The organism is Roseibium album, from assembly GCF_001404515.1.
GTDB classification, from domain to species: Bacteria; Pseudomonadota; Alphaproteobacteria; order Rhizobiales; family Stappiaceae; genus Roseibium; species Roseibium album.
In genome coordinates this window covers 332,858-349,726 of sequence record NZ_CXWE01000001.1, presented here as the reverse complement: position 1 = coordinate 349,726, position 16,869 = coordinate 332,858, and the positions used below count along the sequence as shown (strand labels likewise).

17 protein-coding genes are annotated in these 16,869 nt (G+C 57.2%); 14 read left to right on the top strand and 3 right to left on the bottom strand.

Features of this window, described 5'->3' with window-relative positions:
- The first annotated feature begins 68 nt into the window (after positions 1-68).
- The 5 genes from LA5095_RS01625 (at position 69) to LA5095_RS01605 (ending at position 7,013) form a co-directional block, all read left to right on the top strand.
- Positions 69-998 (top strand): histone deacetylase family protein, encoded by a 930-nt coding sequence (locus tag LA5095_RS01625; RefSeq protein WP_055111343.1) that lies wholly within the window; start codon positions 69-71, stop codon positions 996-998.
- A 120-nt stretch (positions 999-1,118) separates the two neighbouring features.
- A complete protein-coding gene (locus tag LA5095_RS01620) occupies positions 1,119-1,367 on the top strand; it encodes an exodeoxyribonuclease VII small subunit (RefSeq protein WP_055112627.1) in 249 nt (82 codons plus the stop codon).
- 567 nt (positions 1,368-1,934) lie between these two features.
- Entirely contained in the window at positions 1,935-3,080 is a 1,146-nt protein-coding gene (locus LA5095_RS01615; protein ID WP_144436097.1) for a helix-turn-helix transcriptional regulator, read from the top strand.
- Between the two features lie 387 nt (positions 3,081-3,467).
- Entirely contained in the window at positions 3,468-5,387 is a 1,920-nt protein-coding gene (dxs, locus tag LA5095_RS01610) for a 1-deoxy-D-xylulose-5-phosphate synthase (RefSeq protein WP_055111339.1), read from the top strand.
- 165 nt (positions 5,388-5,552) lie between these two features.
- A complete protein-coding gene (locus LA5095_RS01605) occupies positions 5,553-7,013 on the top strand; it encodes an MFS transporter (protein WP_082442724.1) in 1,461 nt (486 codons plus the stop codon).
- A gap of 278 nt (positions 7,014-7,291) precedes the next feature.
- On the opposite strand, the gene LA5095_RS32610 is transcribed toward LA5095_RS01605, so the two are convergent.
- A complete protein-coding gene (locus LA5095_RS32610; RefSeq protein WP_158510321.1) occupies positions 7,292-7,447 on the bottom strand; it encodes a hypothetical protein in 156 nt (51 codons plus the stop codon).
- Positions 7,448-7,510: 63 nt separating this feature from the next.
- Between LA5095_RS32610 and LA5095_RS01600 the strand changes: the two genes are divergently transcribed.
- The 9 genes from LA5095_RS01600 (at position 7,511) to ribB (ending at position 14,900) form a co-directional block, all read left to right on the top strand.
- Positions 7,511-8,002, top strand: a complete 492-nt coding sequence (locus LA5095_RS01600) for a copper chaperone PCu(A)C (protein WP_055111337.1) — start codon at positions 7,511-7,513, stop codon at positions 8,000-8,002.
- A 22-nt stretch (positions 8,003-8,024) separates the two neighbouring features.
- Positions 8,025-8,651, top strand: a complete 627-nt coding sequence (locus tag LA5095_RS01595) for an SCO family protein (protein WP_055111335.1) — start codon at positions 8,025-8,027, stop codon at positions 8,649-8,651.
- 25 nt (positions 8,652-8,676) lie between these two features.
- The gene (locus tag LA5095_RS32890; RefSeq protein WP_173937351.1) at positions 8,677-8,814 is read left to right on the top strand and encodes a hypothetical protein; all 138 of its coding nucleotides are present in this window, start codon (positions 8,677-8,679) and stop codon (positions 8,812-8,814) included.
- Between the two features lie 51 nt (positions 8,815-8,865).
- Positions 8,866-9,606: a TlyA family RNA methyltransferase gene (locus LA5095_RS01590; RefSeq protein WP_055111333.1), complete on the top strand. Its 741-nt coding sequence runs from the start codon at positions 8,866-8,868 to the stop codon at positions 9,604-9,606.
- Positions 9,607-9,813: 207 nt separating this feature from the next.
- Positions 9,814-10,236: a hypothetical protein gene (locus LA5095_RS01585; protein ID WP_144436098.1), complete on the top strand. Its 423-nt coding sequence runs from the start codon at positions 9,814-9,816 to the stop codon at positions 10,234-10,236.
- Positions 10,205-11,068 carry a hypothetical protein gene (locus tag LA5095_RS01580; RefSeq protein WP_055111329.1) on the top strand — a complete coding sequence of 288 codons (864 nt, stop codon included), beginning with the start codon at positions 10,205-10,207 and terminating at the stop codon, positions 11,066-11,068. The genes LA5095_RS01585 and LA5095_RS01580 overlap by 32 nt, the downstream gene beginning before the upstream one ends.
- A 79-nt stretch (positions 11,069-11,147) precedes the next feature.
- Positions 11,148-12,380 (top strand): class I SAM-dependent RNA methyltransferase, encoded by a 1,233-nt coding sequence (locus LA5095_RS01575; RefSeq protein WP_055111327.1) that lies wholly within the window; start codon positions 11,148-11,150, stop codon positions 12,378-12,380.
- A 3-nt stretch (positions 12,381-12,383) separates the two neighbouring features.
- Positions 12,384-13,496: a class I SAM-dependent methyltransferase gene (locus LA5095_RS01570; RefSeq protein WP_055111325.1), complete on the top strand. Its 1,113-nt coding sequence runs from the start codon at positions 12,384-12,386 to the stop codon at positions 13,494-13,496.
- 84 nt (positions 13,497-13,580) lie between these two features.
- A complete protein-coding gene (gene ribB / locus LA5095_RS01565) occupies positions 13,581-14,900 on the top strand; it encodes a 3,4-dihydroxy-2-butanone-4-phosphate synthase (RefSeq protein ID WP_055111324.1) in 1,320 nt (439 codons plus the stop codon).
- 53 nt (positions 14,901-14,953) lie between these two features.
- Here ribB and yghX read toward each other — a convergent pair whose 3' ends face one another.
- Both yghX and LA5095_RS01555 read right to left on the bottom strand, forming a co-directional pair.
- Complete coding sequence (gene yghX / locus LA5095_RS01560; RefSeq protein ID WP_055111322.1) at positions 14,954-15,859, bottom strand: YghX family hydrolase; 906 nt, start codon at positions 15,857-15,859, stop codon at positions 14,954-14,956.
- A 145-nt stretch (positions 15,860-16,004) separates the two neighbouring features.
- Positions 16,005-16,865, bottom strand: coding sequence for a LysR family transcriptional regulator (locus LA5095_RS01555; protein WP_055111320.1), 861 nt, complete (start codon positions 16,863-16,865; stop codon positions 16,005-16,007).
- Positions 16,866-16,869: the final 4 nt, after the last annotated feature.

The following is a 16,869-nucleotide window of genomic DNA, read 5'->3' as shown; positions in this document are numbered from 1 at the left end:
AGGCCCGCCACCGGCGGCTCAGATGCTCCCCTGTTGCTCAAAAAACAAAACTTTTCGGAAACGCCGCCTTGTCCACGCTTCTCTTGCATCATTCCTGCTATCTCGACCATCTGACCCCGCTCGGGCATCCTGAAAGGCCGGACAGGATTCGGGCGATAGACAGGATCCTGGAACATGAAAAGTTCCAATCCGTCGAACGCGACCTTGCCCCGGTGGGTGCACTGGAGGATATCGCGCGCGCGCATCCCATGAGTTACGTGGACCAGCTCCACCGACTGGCCCCGGACGAAGGTGTGGCGCGAGTTGATGCGGACACGACAATGTCTCCTGGCACATGGGAAGCGGCTCTCAGGGGGGCGGGCGGTGCCTGCCGTGCTGTCGACGAAGTGTTGACGAAGAAGGTCGACAACGCCTTTTCCGCTTCCCGCCCGCCGGGCCACCATGCGGAAAAAGAACGGGCGATGGGCTTCTGCTTTTTCAACAACGTTGCCGTTGCCGCCAGATACGCTCAGGAGAAGCACGGTGTCGGCCGAGTGGCGATCATTGATTTTGACGTCCATCACGGCAATGGCACACAGGATATTTTTTGGAACGACTCCAGCGTGATGTACTGTTCCACGCATCAGATGCCGCTCTATCCAGGCTCCGGCGCTGCGTCTGAAACCGGTGATGCGAACACCATTGTGAACGTTCCGCTTGCCCCCGGTGAGGATGGCCTCGCCTTCAAGGAAGCATTCGAGGTCGCGATCCTTCCCCGGCTCGATGATTTTGCTCCGGAATTCGTGATCATTTCCGCAGGTTTCGATGCACACGCCCGCGACCCCCTGGGGGGGCTCAACCTAGTCGAGGCCGATTTCGCCTGGGCGACCCGCGTATTGATGGATGTCGCCGACAAACATAGTGATGGACACCTGATTTCTGTTCTGGAAGGCGGCTACGATCTGGAGGGACTCGCCCGGTCGACGGCGGCGCACGTCATGACTCTCATGACCGGCTGACCTCTCCGAATTGAAAAACGACGGGGATGATCCTGTCTATCTGACACTTCACGGCTTGACCTGCACGCTCAAGCCCGCAAGTTTCCAGATGAACTCATGCTTCAGACAAGGACCGCACCAATGAGCGACGCTGCAGGCGACATTTCCAAACTCTCTTTTGAGGACGCACTCAAGCAGTTGGAAACGATCGTGCGGGAACTCGAGCAAGGCAACGTCGCCCTGGAACGCAGCATCGAGATGTATGAACGCGGTGATGCCTTGCGCAAGCACTGCGATACGCTATTGAAATCTGCGGAGGCAAAAGTGGAAAAAATCCAGCTTGGCCAGAACGGCGAAGCCAATGGATCCACCGAATTGGACGCCCAGTAAGCCAAGCTGGTCCGACGACGGCGAATGACGGGCGGAGCCTGTCGGTGCGTGGTTTTTCCAAAAAACTAAATTCAGACAGAATTCCTTATTCCACCCGTTTGTTGCCATCCGGTTCCGCGAACTGCCGAGTGCAAAACCGAAACCTGCTCGCACCGGTCCCGATCTGCCGATCGTTTACCAGGGTTGTTGCCGATCACATCAAGAGGTCGAGACGATAATCCAATGGCTCGGTACATGTCCGTTACGCCATAGCCCGATGCCCGACTAACGTGCTGATCATGTCCCTTCAACTGGTAACCGCTCCGGAGGCATCCTGGCAAAACAGCCAAGCCTTCTCGTACGATCCAACCCGTTGACAGCGTAAAGAGTCACAAGCTCCCTCAAGCGTTTCATTTGCTATTTCTCAAAGAAATTGATAGTAATATTTACAAGTTTAAGCGGTCTTTATGTAATATTTAGTAGATGCTTTATAACATGCCGTCACTTAGTAAATCAGATGAAGTAGATCTACTTTTACGAGTATTGAGATGCTCCACACAATCGGCCGATTGGACGAGCGTGCTGGATTTGATCGATTCAAAACTGAACTGTACTTCGTTTCTGGTGGAGTTTGCGAAAAGCAATGTTCCGACCAACCGGTTCGGAGGGGATCACTCGACACGCAAGCTGAACGGAATGTTGCAGACTTCGGCAACCGGCGGAAGCCGCAAGGCTTTGCAGTTCCTGCTGACAGAAGCCCCTCTGCATTATCCCTTTTGCAGAACAACGCTCGGCAAAGGCGAATTCAATGGCCGCAAGCCTCTCGGCGAGACTGAAAAGACATCAGAAGACCTTGCACGAGCGATGGAATACGATGCCGATGACAATCGCCCGGACCGTCATGTCATTCAGCCCGAGATACCCGGTCTGGTTTCTCCTCTGAGACGCACTGAAAGCTCCACGATCCTGTTCGGCTGCCTCTTTCCCGAACACACGATCACGTCGATTGACGTCGCAATCGCCAATAAAACGTTCAGCGTGCTTGCAACATTGCTGTCTCCCGGGCTGGACACCTTTTTCCAGATCGACCAGGAGCGTGCCACCAACCGCATCCATCGAACACTTCTTTCATTCACTTCCTGCCCCGCCGTCCTTGCAACGCAAGAAAGAATTGTGCTCGGCCAGACGGCATCGGGAATAGACAAACTGATTGCGACCGGCGGTGTCAGCCTTCGGGATGAGAAACTGGATTTCAAGAACAGGAGAATGGAAACCTGTCTGCAAGGTCTCTTGAACGAGATACAGGGGCAGGAACATTTCCACGACGCTGAAAACAATTCGAATAGTGCGACAGAGAGCCAAAGCCAGGAGCATGCCGTCTTTATTGAAGACCCAAGCGGGCGTCTGAACCGGATTACCTTTGGTGCGATCACGCCCGCGCCGGTAGATGACAGATGCAGGTCTGCACCCTGGATCCTGATCAGGATGGCCGAACCTTCCGAACTGCCGCAAGCTGTCGAACTCGCTTTGCAGGACTATTATCTGCTGTCCCAATCCGAAGCGCATCTGGCCCGCTATCTGACGATGACCGGTTCGATGACCGACACGGTCGAGCAGCTTGGCATCACCAGGAATACGGCCAAAACACACATGCGCCGGATTTTCGAAAAAACCGGTATCAACACACAGCTTCAGCTGGCGAGGCTGGTGCACAAGCTATCGGGATACTTCTAGGTTAATCAAAGCAAACTGGTCGGAACAACGTCCAAGCGCTCGAACATCTGTTCGATTTCCGGTCATTTCGGCACAAAAAGGGGCCGCAGGTGTGCGACCCCAAGTTGATCACTGTGCACGTGGCCCCATCGACCACAACCAATGCATTAGGCCAGATCCGACTCAGATGCATCACCCAAAAGGGTGACTGATTTTCAAAATCGCGCGATAGCGCAATAAATGCACACGATCTGCACCTGGTTTGAAAAAATCTGTTCTACAAATTGCTGCAAGTCTCTTGTTGAGAGCACGCAACATTTTGGCGCATTACTGTTGAGGCATTTGCGCCCTATAATTGGTTAGTGTATGCCTGCCCGCCAGATTTAGATTCATGGAGCCATCAGCAGAGTGTCTTCAAAACCCAATACCCCTCTCCTCGACAAGGTCAGGTCCCCCAAGGACCTGCGCACGCTCGAAGAAACAGACCTTCAGCAGCTTGCCGAGGAGTTGCGGTCGGAAACCATCGATGCCGTGTCGATCACGGGCGGTCATCTAGGAGCCGGTCTGGGGGTGGTCGAACTGACGGTCGCGCTCCACTACGTGTTCAACACTCCGGAAGACAGGATCATCTGGGATGTAGGACATCAATGTTATCCTCACAAAATCCTGACGGAACGGCGTGATCGTATCCGGACGCTGCGTCAGGGCAATGGTCTTTCCGGTTTCACCAAGCGCGCCGAAAGCGAATACGATCCCTTTGGGGCTGCGCACTCTTCCACATCCATTTCCGCAGGTCTCGGCATGGCGGCCGGGCGCGATCTAAAGGGCGAAGACAACAACGTAATCGCGGTGATCGGTGACGGCGCCATGTCTGCCGGTATGGCCTACGAGGCCATGAACAACGCCGGACATCTCGGTTCACGCCTGATCGTCATTCTCAACGACAACGATATGTCCATAGCCCCGCCGGTCGGAGCGATGTCGGCCTATCTTGCGCGGCTGGTTTCCGGCCCGACCTATCAAACGCTGAGGGATGCGGCGAAAAACATCGTCAAGAACCTGCCGAAACCAGTGTTCGAAAAAGCTGCACGCGCCGAAGAATATGCCCGCGGCTTCTGGACCGGTGGGACGATGTTCGAAGAACTCGGGTTCTACTATGTCGGTCCCGTTGACGGACACAATCTGGAGCATTTGCTGCCGGTTCTCAAAAACGTACGCGACACGCATCACGGTCCGATTCTCATCCACGCCGTGACCCAGAAGGGCAAGGGTTATGGCCCGGCAGAAGGTGCCAGGGACAAGTATCACGGCGTCGCAAAGTTCGATGTCATAACCGGCAAGCAATCCAAGCCGAAGGCGAACGCTCCCAGCTATACGAACGTCTTTGCGACATCGCTGATCAAGGAAGCGGAAGCTGACGAAAAAGTCGTCGCGATTACAGCGGCCATGCCCGATGGAACCGGACTGAACCTGTTCGGTGAAGCGTTTCCCAAACGCACATACGACGTCGGCATAGCAGAGCAGCATGCGGTAACCTTTGCCGCCGGCATGGCGACCGAAGGCTTTAAACCGTTCGCGGCAATCTACTCCACATTCCTGCAACGCGCCTACGATCAGGTCATCCATGATGTGGCAATCCAGGGTTTACCGGTGCGCTTTCCGATCGACCGTGCCGGCCTTGTCGGCGCGGATGGACCAACGCATGCGGGTGCATTCGACACTGCCTTCCTGTCCTGCCTTCCCGGCTTTGTGGTGATGGCGGCTGCCGATGAAGTCGAACTGCGTCACATGGTGGCAACAGCCGTTGCCTACGACGAAGGTCCGATCTCCTTCCGCTATCCGCGCGGCGAAGGTGTCGGGCTCGACATGCCCGAGCGCGGCAGCGTTCTCGACATCGGCAAGGGCGTCATCCGCCGCGAGGGCACAAAGGTGGCGCTCCTCAGTTTCGGTGGCCGGATGAACGAATGTCTGGAAGCAGCCGACGAACTTGATGCCGCCGGTCTTTCGACGACAGTTGCCGATGCTCGCTTTGCCAAGCCGCTGGACATGGACCTGATCCGGCGCCTTGCGCGCGAACACGAAGTTCTGGTGACGATCGAGGAAGGATCCGTCGGTGGATTCGGCAGCCACGTACTGACGAATCTCGCCGAAGAAGGCCTCCTCGACAACGGTCTCAAGGTGCGTACTCTGGCCTTGCCGGATCTCTATCTCGATCATGACAAGCCGGACACGATGTACGCGAGAGCAGGCCTGAATTGCGAAGGCATCATGAAAGCCGTTTTCACCGCACTTGGCACGGAAAGGCTGAGTGCGCCGCAGCGCGCGTAAACGGCTTCGCAGACTGACAGAATCGACGCCGGCAAGTGCGCATGCGTCACGCTTCAAATCGTGATTGACACGAGCTGCCATAACTGAAAATGCTGGTGCTCAGGATCAAACGCGCCGGTTCCAACCGGCGTTTTTTGTTTTGGAACGAGTCACCGGGAGGCAGCCATGGCTCAGACACTCATTTCCGTGTCCGCTCTTTTGTTGTCCGTTGCCATGCTCATTTTCGGGCACGGTCTTCAGACCACGCTCCTGCCGCTGGCCGCGGACCGGTTCTATTTCAGTGATTTCGAAATCGGTGCAATCTCTTCAGCCTACTTCGTAGGACTGGTTCTGGGCTGTCTCGGTGCACCGCTGCTGATCATGCGCGCCGGGCATATCCGCGCCTTTGCGGCGCTCGTTTCACTGATGTCCGGAGCCGCGATCCTGCATCCGGTTCTGATCGACCCCTACTCATGGTTCATCATTCGCGTTGTCTCTGGCTTCAGCCTGGCCGGTTTTTACATGATCGTCGAAAGCTGGCTCAACGAAAGCGCGACCAACGAGAACCGCGGAACGATCATGTCGGTCTATATCGTTATCGTGTTCGGTGCGATGATCCTCGGGCAGGTTTCGATTGCCAGCATGAATATTTCGTCCTTCGTGCCGTTCGCCGTTGCCTCTGTTGCGTTGAGCCTTGCCGTGATGCCGATTTCGCTGACGACGGCAACGCAACCAGCACCGATCACGCTTGTGCGCTTCCGGCCGATACGCCTCTACCAGACCTCGCCGGCAGCCTTTGTCGGAATTCTGCTCATCGGGGTTTCGCAGGGTGCCATCTTCACACTTTCTCCGCTGTACGGGTCACAGATAGGCCTTTCAACCAATCAGTCAGCCTATTACGCGGCTGCAATCATCGGCGGCGGCATGATGGCACAGTGGCCGGTCGGCCGCTTGTCCGACCGGATGGACCGCCGCCTTGTCCTTGTGGGCCTGGGTGCTGCGACTGCGGTGGCTGCACTCACGATTGTGGTGTTCTCACCGACAGCATTTCCGATTGCGATCCTGTCGGCGGTGCTTGTCGGCATATTCACCCAGCCACTTTACGCCATAGCGGTTGCCCACGCTTTCGACCACGCCGCGCCGGAGGACTTCGTTGAAACCTCGTCCGGGATGTTGCTGTCATTCGGCATCGGTTCGATCATCGGCCCGTTGGTCGCCTCGCTGATTATGGGACAAATCGGACCTTCCGGACTTTATGTCATGATTGCCGCTGTCAGTCTGACAATGGCTGCATTCGTGCTGACACGCGTGTTTACGAGAGAGGCGTTGACGGACGACGAGAAAACGGATTTCGAGTACGCTGCAACGGCGCAGGTCGGCTCGGTTATTTCGCCCGAACCTCTCGACGCGGAAGCCGAGGAATATGTCATTCCGCCGGAGGAATTCCCGGCCTATGAAGACGATATCTATAATTTCGATACGCCTTCGGACGAAACCGAAGATGACACCGGTGGCGGGAACGGGCCGTCCGAAGATGATCTAGCTGCCGACAACAAGGACGCCGGGGCCAAGAGCGACCGCTCCGGTGAAGCCGTTCTTGAAACACATCCGGAGACAGGCAAATCCGAAAAGCCCGACGGCTCCTGACTTATTGTGGTGACATGCGCGGTTTCGCCGCTCGACAGAAAGACGGAACAGGCCTATAGCCCTCACATGGCTTTGCGTGGCGCATATCTGCAGACCTTGCGACGTGAGCGTCATCCACTGGTGGCGTTTGCTGCGCTTGCGTTTTCGTTGCGTCTGGGCCTCGTTGTGCTCGCAACAGCCATTTCACCCGACTATGCAGCCGCGTCGGGCCTGACAAGCCTTTGTCAGCCTTCCGGTCAAGAGCAAAGCACCCCCTGGCCGCACGACATGCTGGCCTGTCAGTGCGGTCCCGCGTGCGCAAGTGGCTGTGCGCCCGGATCGTGTCTGCCAGGCATCTCCTCGGTGATGCCGTTCGAGGCCCCGGGATCGTGTGCTCCATCGGACGTCGCAGACAAGCCAATCTGCATTGCTGACAAACGTTGCGTCACGCCCATTCGGGGTCCCCCCTCTTCCTTGGTCTGAAACCGTTCAAAAACCCAGATTCCAAGGATACCGAAATGAAACTCTGGACATCCATCGCCGCTGCGACGGCGCTTACCGTCTTTTCTCTTTCCGCACTCGCGTCCGACTACCAGGCGGGCGACCTGTCACTCTCAAAAACATGGACGCGCGCAACCCCGCCCAAAGCCAAGGCCGGCGGCGGTTTTGTGGAAATCGTCAACTCCGGTTCAGAAGCAGATCGCCTGGTCTCCGCAAGTTCCGATGTCGCCGCCAAGGTTGAAATTCACGAAATGGCCGTTACCGATGGCGTGATGAAAATGCGGAAAATGCAGGACGGGATCGAAATCCCGGCCGGTGAAACCGTTACCTTGAAGCCCGGCGGCCTGCACATCATGTTCATGGGACTGAACCAGGCATTCGAAGAGGGGTCCACTGTCCCAGTGGTGCTCACCTTCGAAAAGGCGGGGGATGTCGCCATTGATCTTGATGTCGCCAAGATGGGCGCGAAATCGATGGATCACGGCCACATGAAGCATAGCAAAAACTGATATTTCCTGAAGAGGACGACCCATGTCTGGCTTGAAACTCTTCCGGTACGTGGCCTGGGCGGCAGTTGCCGTCCTTGCCGGCGTATCCGGGGTGCTTGTGTATCAACAAACGGCCGGAAACGAAAATTCCGGTGGCCTGATTGAACCGCTGGCGGCGATCGGCGGCCCATTTGAACTTGTCGACGGAAACGGCGAGACCGTAACGGACGCGACTTTTGCCGGAAAACCGACCGTCTTGTTTTTCGGTTTCACCTATTGTCCGGACGTGTGTCCGACGACCCTCTCGGAGCTGCAGGGCTGGATGGACGCACTCGGTGACGACGCGGAAAAGCTGAACTATGCCTTTGTTTCCGTTGATCCGGAACGCGATACCCCCGAAGTCATGCGTGACTATGTCTGGGCATTCGACAAGCGCATCACACCGCTGACCGGATCGCGTGAACAGGTCGATGCCATGATCAAGGCCTATCGCGTCTATGCCAAGAAGGTGCCTCTTGACGACGGCGATTATACGATGGACCATTCCGCTGCCGTTTATCTGATGAACGCGGACAACAAGTTTGTCGGAACCATCGCTTATCAGGAAGCGGAAGATACAGCCTTGCCGAAGCTCCGCCGCCTGATCAAGAACGCGCCTGCTTCGTCGTAAGGACCAGTGAAGCGGAAACACATCCATGCGCATGCCGCTCTTTGTAGGACTGATTGCCGGCGCGACGGGTTTCGTCGCGCTGTCGGCAGTCTTGTGGCTTTACGCGGGAGAGCGTGTCTACGCTGACCGCCTGCTGTCCGCGATTGCAGGTTGTTTCGGCTGAGGTACCAGCTTGTGCTTTTCATTCGTCCGGACTGTGCCTAAAAGACCGCTCATGTCCACGAAGCGTCTTGATCAACATCTTGTCGATACCGGCCACTTCGCAAGCCGTGCCCGCGCGCGGGACGCGGTCCTGCGTGGCACGGTCAGCGTCGCAGGCAAGATCTGCAGGAAACCGGCCCAGAAGGTCAGTGCGGATACTTCTCTTGAAATAGATGACCCGGCTTCCTGCTACGTTTCCCGGGCAGCGCTTAAACTGATTGAAGGCCTGAACCGGTTCGGTGTCGATCCAAGAGGCAAGATCTGCATGGATATCGGCGCATCCACGGGGGGCTTTACTCAGGTCCTGGTGGATCGCGGAGCAGAGAAGGTCCATGCGATCGATGTCGGTCACAACCAGTTGCACGAGAGCCTGCGTTCCCATCCGAGGGTTTTTGCGCAGGACGGATGCAATGCGCGGGATCTGACTATCGATCACCTTGAAGGAGACCGGCCCGGATTGCTCGTTTCCGATGTCAGTTTCATCTCGCTGAAACTCGCACTCCCGCCGTCACTGGATCTTGCTGCGCCCGGCGCTGAGGGGGTTTTTCTGGTCAAACCGCAGTTCGAGGCGGGCAAAGACAGGATCGGCAAGGGCGGGATCGTGGATCCCACGGTGGCCGAGGAAACAGCTCGCGAGCTTCAAAAGTGGCTGACGACTGTTCCCGGCTGGGCTGCGGGTGACTTGATCCCCTCCCCGGTCAAGGGTGGCGACGGCAATGCCGAGTGGCTGCTAAACGGCAAGAAAACGGACTGAAGCGCTCATCCTCCCTTTCCAGAACTGCTCACGTGGGCGCCGGCAATCCGTCAGATCTCACACTGTGCCAAGTGTAGCGAAGGCATTTGCAAAATCACCTGATTGCAAATCAAGATTTCTATCAAAAGTTGAAATTTATCCAATTGCATTTTCCTTTTGAAAACGATTTCAGACTTATAAAACGGTCATATGCAAAGGGAGACACTCATGGATATTCCTGCTTTGGACCGCGTGGAATGCGCAATTCTCCATGACCAGTTCAATCCGTTGGATGGTGGCGTCATTTTCGAGGCTGTCAAAGAATTTTCCAGTCATCTTGGGTATGCATCGGAGGTACAGCGGATCGCCTCGTCGACCTCGCAAGACATACATGTCAACGCGGGTCGGCATCGCGTTCTGATCAGCCAGAACGACGAACCGCTTGGGCTTGCGGGATTCCGTACGGCGCTGACGACCCCCTATACCGGCCTAGTGCTTCCCAACGCACAGGACATCGTACGACGGCACAAGGCGAACACGTTCGTGACGATCGCCAAGGGCATGCATGCTGGATGTGCAGCTCTTTTCGGAAGAGCTGCGAAAGCTCGGAGACGAGTTTGTGGACTCGCTTGCGGCGGAATCGTCCTTTGACAGCCTTGGCGAAGCCGACCGGGCGAGATTTTTCTGTTACTGGCTGAGCAAACTGATCATCAGAAATAATCCGGCAAGCGCGGTTCTTTGGTGTGTCAGCGACAATCTTGTGCCGCAAAGCTTCTTCGAAAGTGCCGGAGAGGCTGGCGATCTCGCTCTTTTGAATATCCGTCCAATTCTCACGTCCAGCGCAGGGCGGTTCGGAGAAGACCTGCCTCTTGGCATGATCGTCAGCGGCTCCCAATGGGTGATCGGAAAGGTGATCGAATTCCAGGAGGCTCGTGTTCCCCTGCCATGGATGATGGAAGTGGTACTCGGCTTTATTAATTTGTGCCAGGTCCGCGGATCGATCTTGCCGCACAACAACTCCTTCAGCGACGAGAGCAACGCGTGGGCTGTTGCGGTCTATCACGAGAAACTGGAGGGGCACGACAGTTGGGAAAAGGTTCGACTGGTCGTCGTGAATGCGCCGCAATTCGGCATTCACGGCGAGGTGACGGCGCAACGTTCCTATACCTACAAGAATGCCGACGATGTCAGGAAACGGGCCGAAGAGGAAAGAACCGAGGTTGCCGCTGCCAACGACCCGCAACCTTATGACAGACGACCGGAAACCGTTCCGGAGGCCGGTTCGTCACCTTCCGGCATGCAGACGGAAGCTGCAGTTGCAAACGATCCGCACCGGGAGATCAAGATCACACAGCAGAAACAGGACATGAACGCGCTACGCGACTTTGCCATACGCTCCAGCACTTCAGACACGCCAGCCACCAAAAGTGCATCGCGCGGTCTACTGTCACGCGCGCGAGGATTGTTTTCGAACCGACGTTGAGACCTCCGCCCTATCGAAATTCACGCTGCCGCTCTTGCAAGAGCTTGCTCCGTCCCGCCGTTGACGGTATCGCTCTGCCATGAGTGAACAAGAACTGATTATTTCGGAACTGGGCCATCGTGGTGACGGAATTGCGCAGACCGACAATGGTCCGGTCTATGTGGCAGGCGCATTGCCGGGCGAGAAGGTGCGAGCAAAGGTGGTCAACGGTCGGGCGACCGAGATCTCAATCGTGACCAGATCGCAGGACCGCGTTTCTCCTGTGTGTAGCCATAGCGAGGCATCCGGCAGCTGTTCCATGCAGCACCTTGCCGAGAAACCCTATCTTGAATGGAAGCGTGATCTGGTCAGCCGCGCCCTCAAGGGCAGCGGCATTGAAGCCTTCGTATCTGAAGCCGTTTCAGCCACCGCCGGCGGGCGTCGCCGCGCGGTGCTGACCGCCGGACGTGCCGGCCGCCATGTCATCCTCGGCTATCACGGCAAGGCGAGCCACAAGCTGGTTGACGCTGCCGGCTGCAAGGCGCTTTCGCCCGACATTGAAAAGGCGTTGCCCGGTCTCAAGCAACTCGCGGCAAAGGTCCTGCCCAAAAAAGGCGAAATGCGCGTTACCGTTCTTGCCACCACGTCAGGTCTCGACGTTGCCCTCGACAAGGCCGACCGAAATTACGACCGGATGATCGCGGAGCTGTCGCAAAAGACCATAGAACTCGACCTGGCCAGACTTTCCGTGAACGGCGAAATTCTGCTGGAGGTCCGCGCACCGGTGCTCGACATGGACGGCATCGATGTCGTCCCGGCTCCCGGAGGGTTTACCCAGGCAACCCATGCGGCCGAAGACGCCCTCTCCCGTCTCGTGCTCGATGGTGTCGGCAAGGCCAGGACAGTTGCCGATCTCTTTTGCGGGGTCGGAACATTCGCGCTGCGCCTGGCGCGTCAGGCAAATGTCCACGCCGTAGAGGGCGATGCAGCTGCCATTGCAGCACTCGACAGGGCCTTGAGAAGACCGCAAGGGCTGAAGAAGGTCACTTTCGAACGGCGCGACCTCTTCCGGCGACCACTGGTGCGCGAAGAACTGGAGCCCTTCGACGCGGTGGTTTTCGATCCGCCCCGGGCCGGAGCGCAGGCGCAGGCGGAGTTGTTGGCGAGATCGAAGGTAAAGACCATCGTTGCCGTCTCCTGCAATCCTGCCACCTTTGCCCGGGATGTGCGCCTGTTGCTCTATGGCGGATACACGCTTCAAAGCGTCACACCGGTGGACCAGTTCCAGTATTCGCCCCATATTGAAGTGGTGGCAGTCTTGAAAAGGGAGTGAGCCATGGGCTTGGTGGATGAGAAGCTTCAACCCTCAAAGGGAAACGGGAGGCGTCCACCTATCAGGGGTTTGGCGCGGCGCGCTCGATATGCGCTGCACCAGGGCAGCCGTGTCGCGCTTTACACACTGCACTCGGAGGCCATGCGCCGCATGAACCGGCGCCTGCAAGAGGACTTGCCGGAAACACCCAAAGTTCAACCGGACGGCCCGGTTCCGGGGCAGCGACGCATGCTGGCCGATATCTTCAAGCTCTTCGCGGACGATATGAAGGCCGTCGAGGACGGGCTCTACCCGATGCCTTCTGACGGAAGCCTGACCGCGCGCGAGCTTCTTGATACCAGCAGAGCCTTCTTCAGGGATGTGCCGGAAGTCGCCCGGCGCCGAGCAACCGGCGCACATCAGGAAGTCAACGAAGACACCGGCGGATTTGCCGAAGCGCTCCCTCGCTACTATCGCCAGAACTTTCATTTCCAGACTGACGGCTGGCTGTCGCAGGAAAGTGCGAGGCTTTACGATTTCCAGGTGGATGTCCTGTTTTCCGGTGCAACGGCGGCCATGCGCCGTAGGGCTCTTGTGCCATTTGCCGAGATCCTGAAACGCAAGGACCAGCGCAAGATCACGTATCTCGATCTTGCCTGCGGCACGGGCGGACTGCTTCATCCCGCGCTCAAGGCCTTTCCCCGTCTCAGGGGCATTGGACTTGATCTCTCCGAACCCTATCTCGGCGTTGCACAAGAACGATGTAAGACGCGGCGCGCAGGCTATGTGACTGCCATGGCCGAGGCGCTGCCTTTTGCCGACAGTTCCATCGATGTTCTGTCCTGCGTCTTTCTCTTTCACGAGTTGCCACCAAAAGTCCGGAGGCAGGTGATCAAAGAGATTTCCCGTGTTCTGAAACCCGGTGGCTCCTTCCTTTTCGTCGACAGCCTGCAGACCGGCGACGTGCCGGACTATGACGGCCTCCTGTCGATTTTTCCGCAACTCTTTCACGAACCCTACTTCAGTTCCTACCTCAAAGAGGACCTTTCAGCTCTTTGTTCTGCCCAGGGCCTTGAGCAACGCTGGATCACACCTGCATTCGTTTCGCGTGCCGCTGAATTCGTGAAAACGCGATGAAAGTAACGCCGACCTTTCAGTGTCACTGAAATTTCTTCAAGACATCTCTTGTGACTGAAAGCGAACGCGCGTATATGCGTTTGCATGAGACTCGATCAATGGCTCTCGCAGACCGGAGAAAACCGGAGCGCATTCGCGCGCCGCGCAAACCTGTCTCCTGCCTCCGTAACAGCCCTATGCAACGATCCGAATGTCTGGGTGTCGCGGGACATGGCCCGCAAGATCGCCATCGCGACCGAAGGCGCCGTCACACCCAATGATTTTCTCGGACTGTCCACAACCAAGGAGCATCCCGTGTCCCAGGCCCGTGTCGCAGAAGCCATCCGCGCGTTCGAACGCGGTGAAATGATCGTCGTGACCGACGATGACGACCGCGAAAACGAAGGTGATCTGATCGTTGCCGCGTCGAAGATCACCTCGGAGCAAATGGCTTTCATGGTCCGCCACACATCCGGCATCATCTGCGCCCCGATGACACCGGCCAATGCGCGCCGCCTGAGACTGGATCCGATGGTCGCGGAAAACGATGCCCCGCTCGCAACCGCCTTCACTATCTCCGTTGACTATCGCCAGGGCCTGACAACGGGTATTTCGGCGGAAGAACGCGGCGCGACCGTGCATGCGCTTGCCAATCCGAATGTCGCAGCCGACGACTTCGTCCGCCCGGGTCACATCTTCCCGCTCGTAGCGAAGGAAGGCGGCGTAATGATGCGTTCAGGACACACGGAAGCTGCGGTAGACCTTTGCCGCCTTTCCGGCCTTGAGGAAGTCGGTGTGCTCAGCGAACTGGTCAATGATGACGGCACAGTCAAACGCGGACCGCAGGTTGCCGAATTTGCCGCCGAATTCGATCTGAAAATGGTCTCCGTCTCCGATCTGATAGCATGGCGCCAGCGCACGGAACGGATGGTCGAAAGGGTCAATGAGCAGCCCGTCGAAACCATAGCGGGTCCCGCCTATGCCATGACATATTCGACGCCCTATGACCCCATGCACCATCTTGCAATCGTGTACGGCGACATCCTCGACGGCCGAAGTGTCCCCGTTCGTCTGCAGCTGGAATCGGTTCTGGACGACGTCTTCGGAGAGACGAGACCGCTCGATCCCATCATGAAACACTTCGCCGATCGCGGACGGGGTGTCATTGTCTTCCTGAGGGAAGGATCCGTTGGTGTAACGCGCCAGTCCCGGCGCACCCGCTCCGATTTCGAGGCCGCGGACAGCGAAGAACACAGTTCTGCACAAGCGCGCCAGGAGCAATGGCGCGAAGTCGGCCTCGGCGCCCAGATCCTCAAGGATCTCGGTGTCAGTTCAATCCGGCTTCTGGCTTCGCGCGAGCGCCACTATGTCGGTCTGGAAGGCTTCGATATCAAGATCGATGATACGGAGATTCTCGACACCTGATCCAGAAACGAAACGGGTGCGGACGACCCAGCGTGCGCACCCGAATTCTTTCTTCACATCAGGTTTTCCTTGAAAAACGCGATTGTGCGATCTTCGGCAAGCTTGGCAGCATTCTCATCGAAACGAGGTGTCGTATCGTTGTGGAAGCCGTGGTTCACACCTGGATACATGTGTGCCACGTAGTTCTTTCCGTTGGCCTTGAGCGCCTCCTCATAGGCAGGCCAGCCGGCATTGATACGTTCGTCCAGTTCGGCGAATTGCAGCATGAGCGGCGCCTGAATTTTCGGCACATCCGCAGCATCTGCCTGGCGTCCGTAAAACGGCACACCGGCGGCCAGTTCGGGATATGCCACGGCAATCGCATTGACAACGCCACCGCCATAGCAAAAACCGACCGCGCCGACCTTGCCCGTGCTGTCGTCGCTTTTGAGCAAGTACTCAAAACCGGCAAAAAAGTCGTTCAACAGCTTTTCCCGGTCGACCGTGCGCTGTAATTCGCGCCCCTTGTCGTCGGTGCCGGGATAGCCTCCGACAGATGTCAGGCCGTCCGGCGCCATTGCCATGAAACCGGCCTTGCCCAGGCGGCGTGCGACATCTTCAATGTAAGGGTTCAGGCCACGGTTTTCATGGATGACCAGCACTGCAGCAAGCTTGCCGGTGCTACCGGCCGGTTTGACCAGGTAGGCGTTGACCTCTCCGTGACCGTTCGGGGAAGGATATGTAATCCGTTGGGTCTCGATGGAGGCGTCTTCCGGATCCACCTGCTGCGCGAGCGCATAGTCCGGCGCCAGTTGGTCGAGGAGCATTGCAGCGGTCACACCGGCAACGGTGAATTTCGCTGCGCCGTTCAAAAACTCCCGCTTCGTGATCTTGCCATGCGCGTAAAAGTCGTAGAGATCGAGAAGTTCCTGCGGAAAATCCTTTGCCGTCATGCGGCGTACCGGTGTCATATCATTCATCACATTGCTCCTTGAACCAGACGAGGCTGAATGCAGTTCTGAAACTAGAAGAACCACGCGCAAGGTCCACCGTTAAACGACGATTATGTTGTAACCGATTGTAACAGACAGCCCTGCAAATCTGTGTTGAGCCGTTGCAAACCTGTCAGCCTTGCCTTTGAGAGAAGATCTGTTCGATCCAACGACTAACGGCAACCATGCGTGCGAGACCGCTCTGATCGCTATGCTGCATGAGCCACACCTCCCGCAACAGGTCCGGTTTCGGCTCTTCCAGTTTCTGCAACCGATGGTCCGTCTCAGCGATCACCTGTGGAATGACGGAACGTCCCAGGCCGGCAGCGATTGCTTCGATCACACCTTCCAGGTCACTCGGACGAATGTTCGAAGTTCTATCGTTACCGGATTTCAAATGCTCGCTCATCCACCTGGCCTGAGGAAGGAAACTCATGTTTTCGTGATACATGATCCAGGGCAGATCGTCCCGTGCACCTCCTGCCGGCCCATAGACCGCGTGCGTTAGAGCGGCAATTCGTCTTGCTGTCACGTTGTAGCCACCATCCTGCGGCCGGCCCAGCCGGATAGCCATGTCTGTCTCGCGCCTGGTCAGGCTGACATTTCGCACTTCTGACGCCAGGTGCATCTCGATTCCAGGATGGCGTTCGGAAAACCGCTTCAATTCAGGCATCAGAATTTTGCTGTTCACTACGGGAACGGACGAGATCCGGACCATTCCCTCTTCAGCAAGACGCGCTCCGGTCAATTCCGTGCTCAAGCGGTCAAGTGTGGTTTCGACAGATTCGGTATGCGATATCGTCCGGAGGCCGGCTGCCGTCAGTTCGAGTGAGCCGCTCGCGGACTTTTCGATCAACTGCGTCCCGATCTCCTGTTGCAGAGCTGCAAGCCGTCGTGACACGGTCGTTGCATCGACCTTCAGGCGGTCGGCCGCACCGGAAAGAGAGCCGGCGCGATAGAATGCCAGCAGATATTTGAGGCTTTCCCAGTTCATTTCT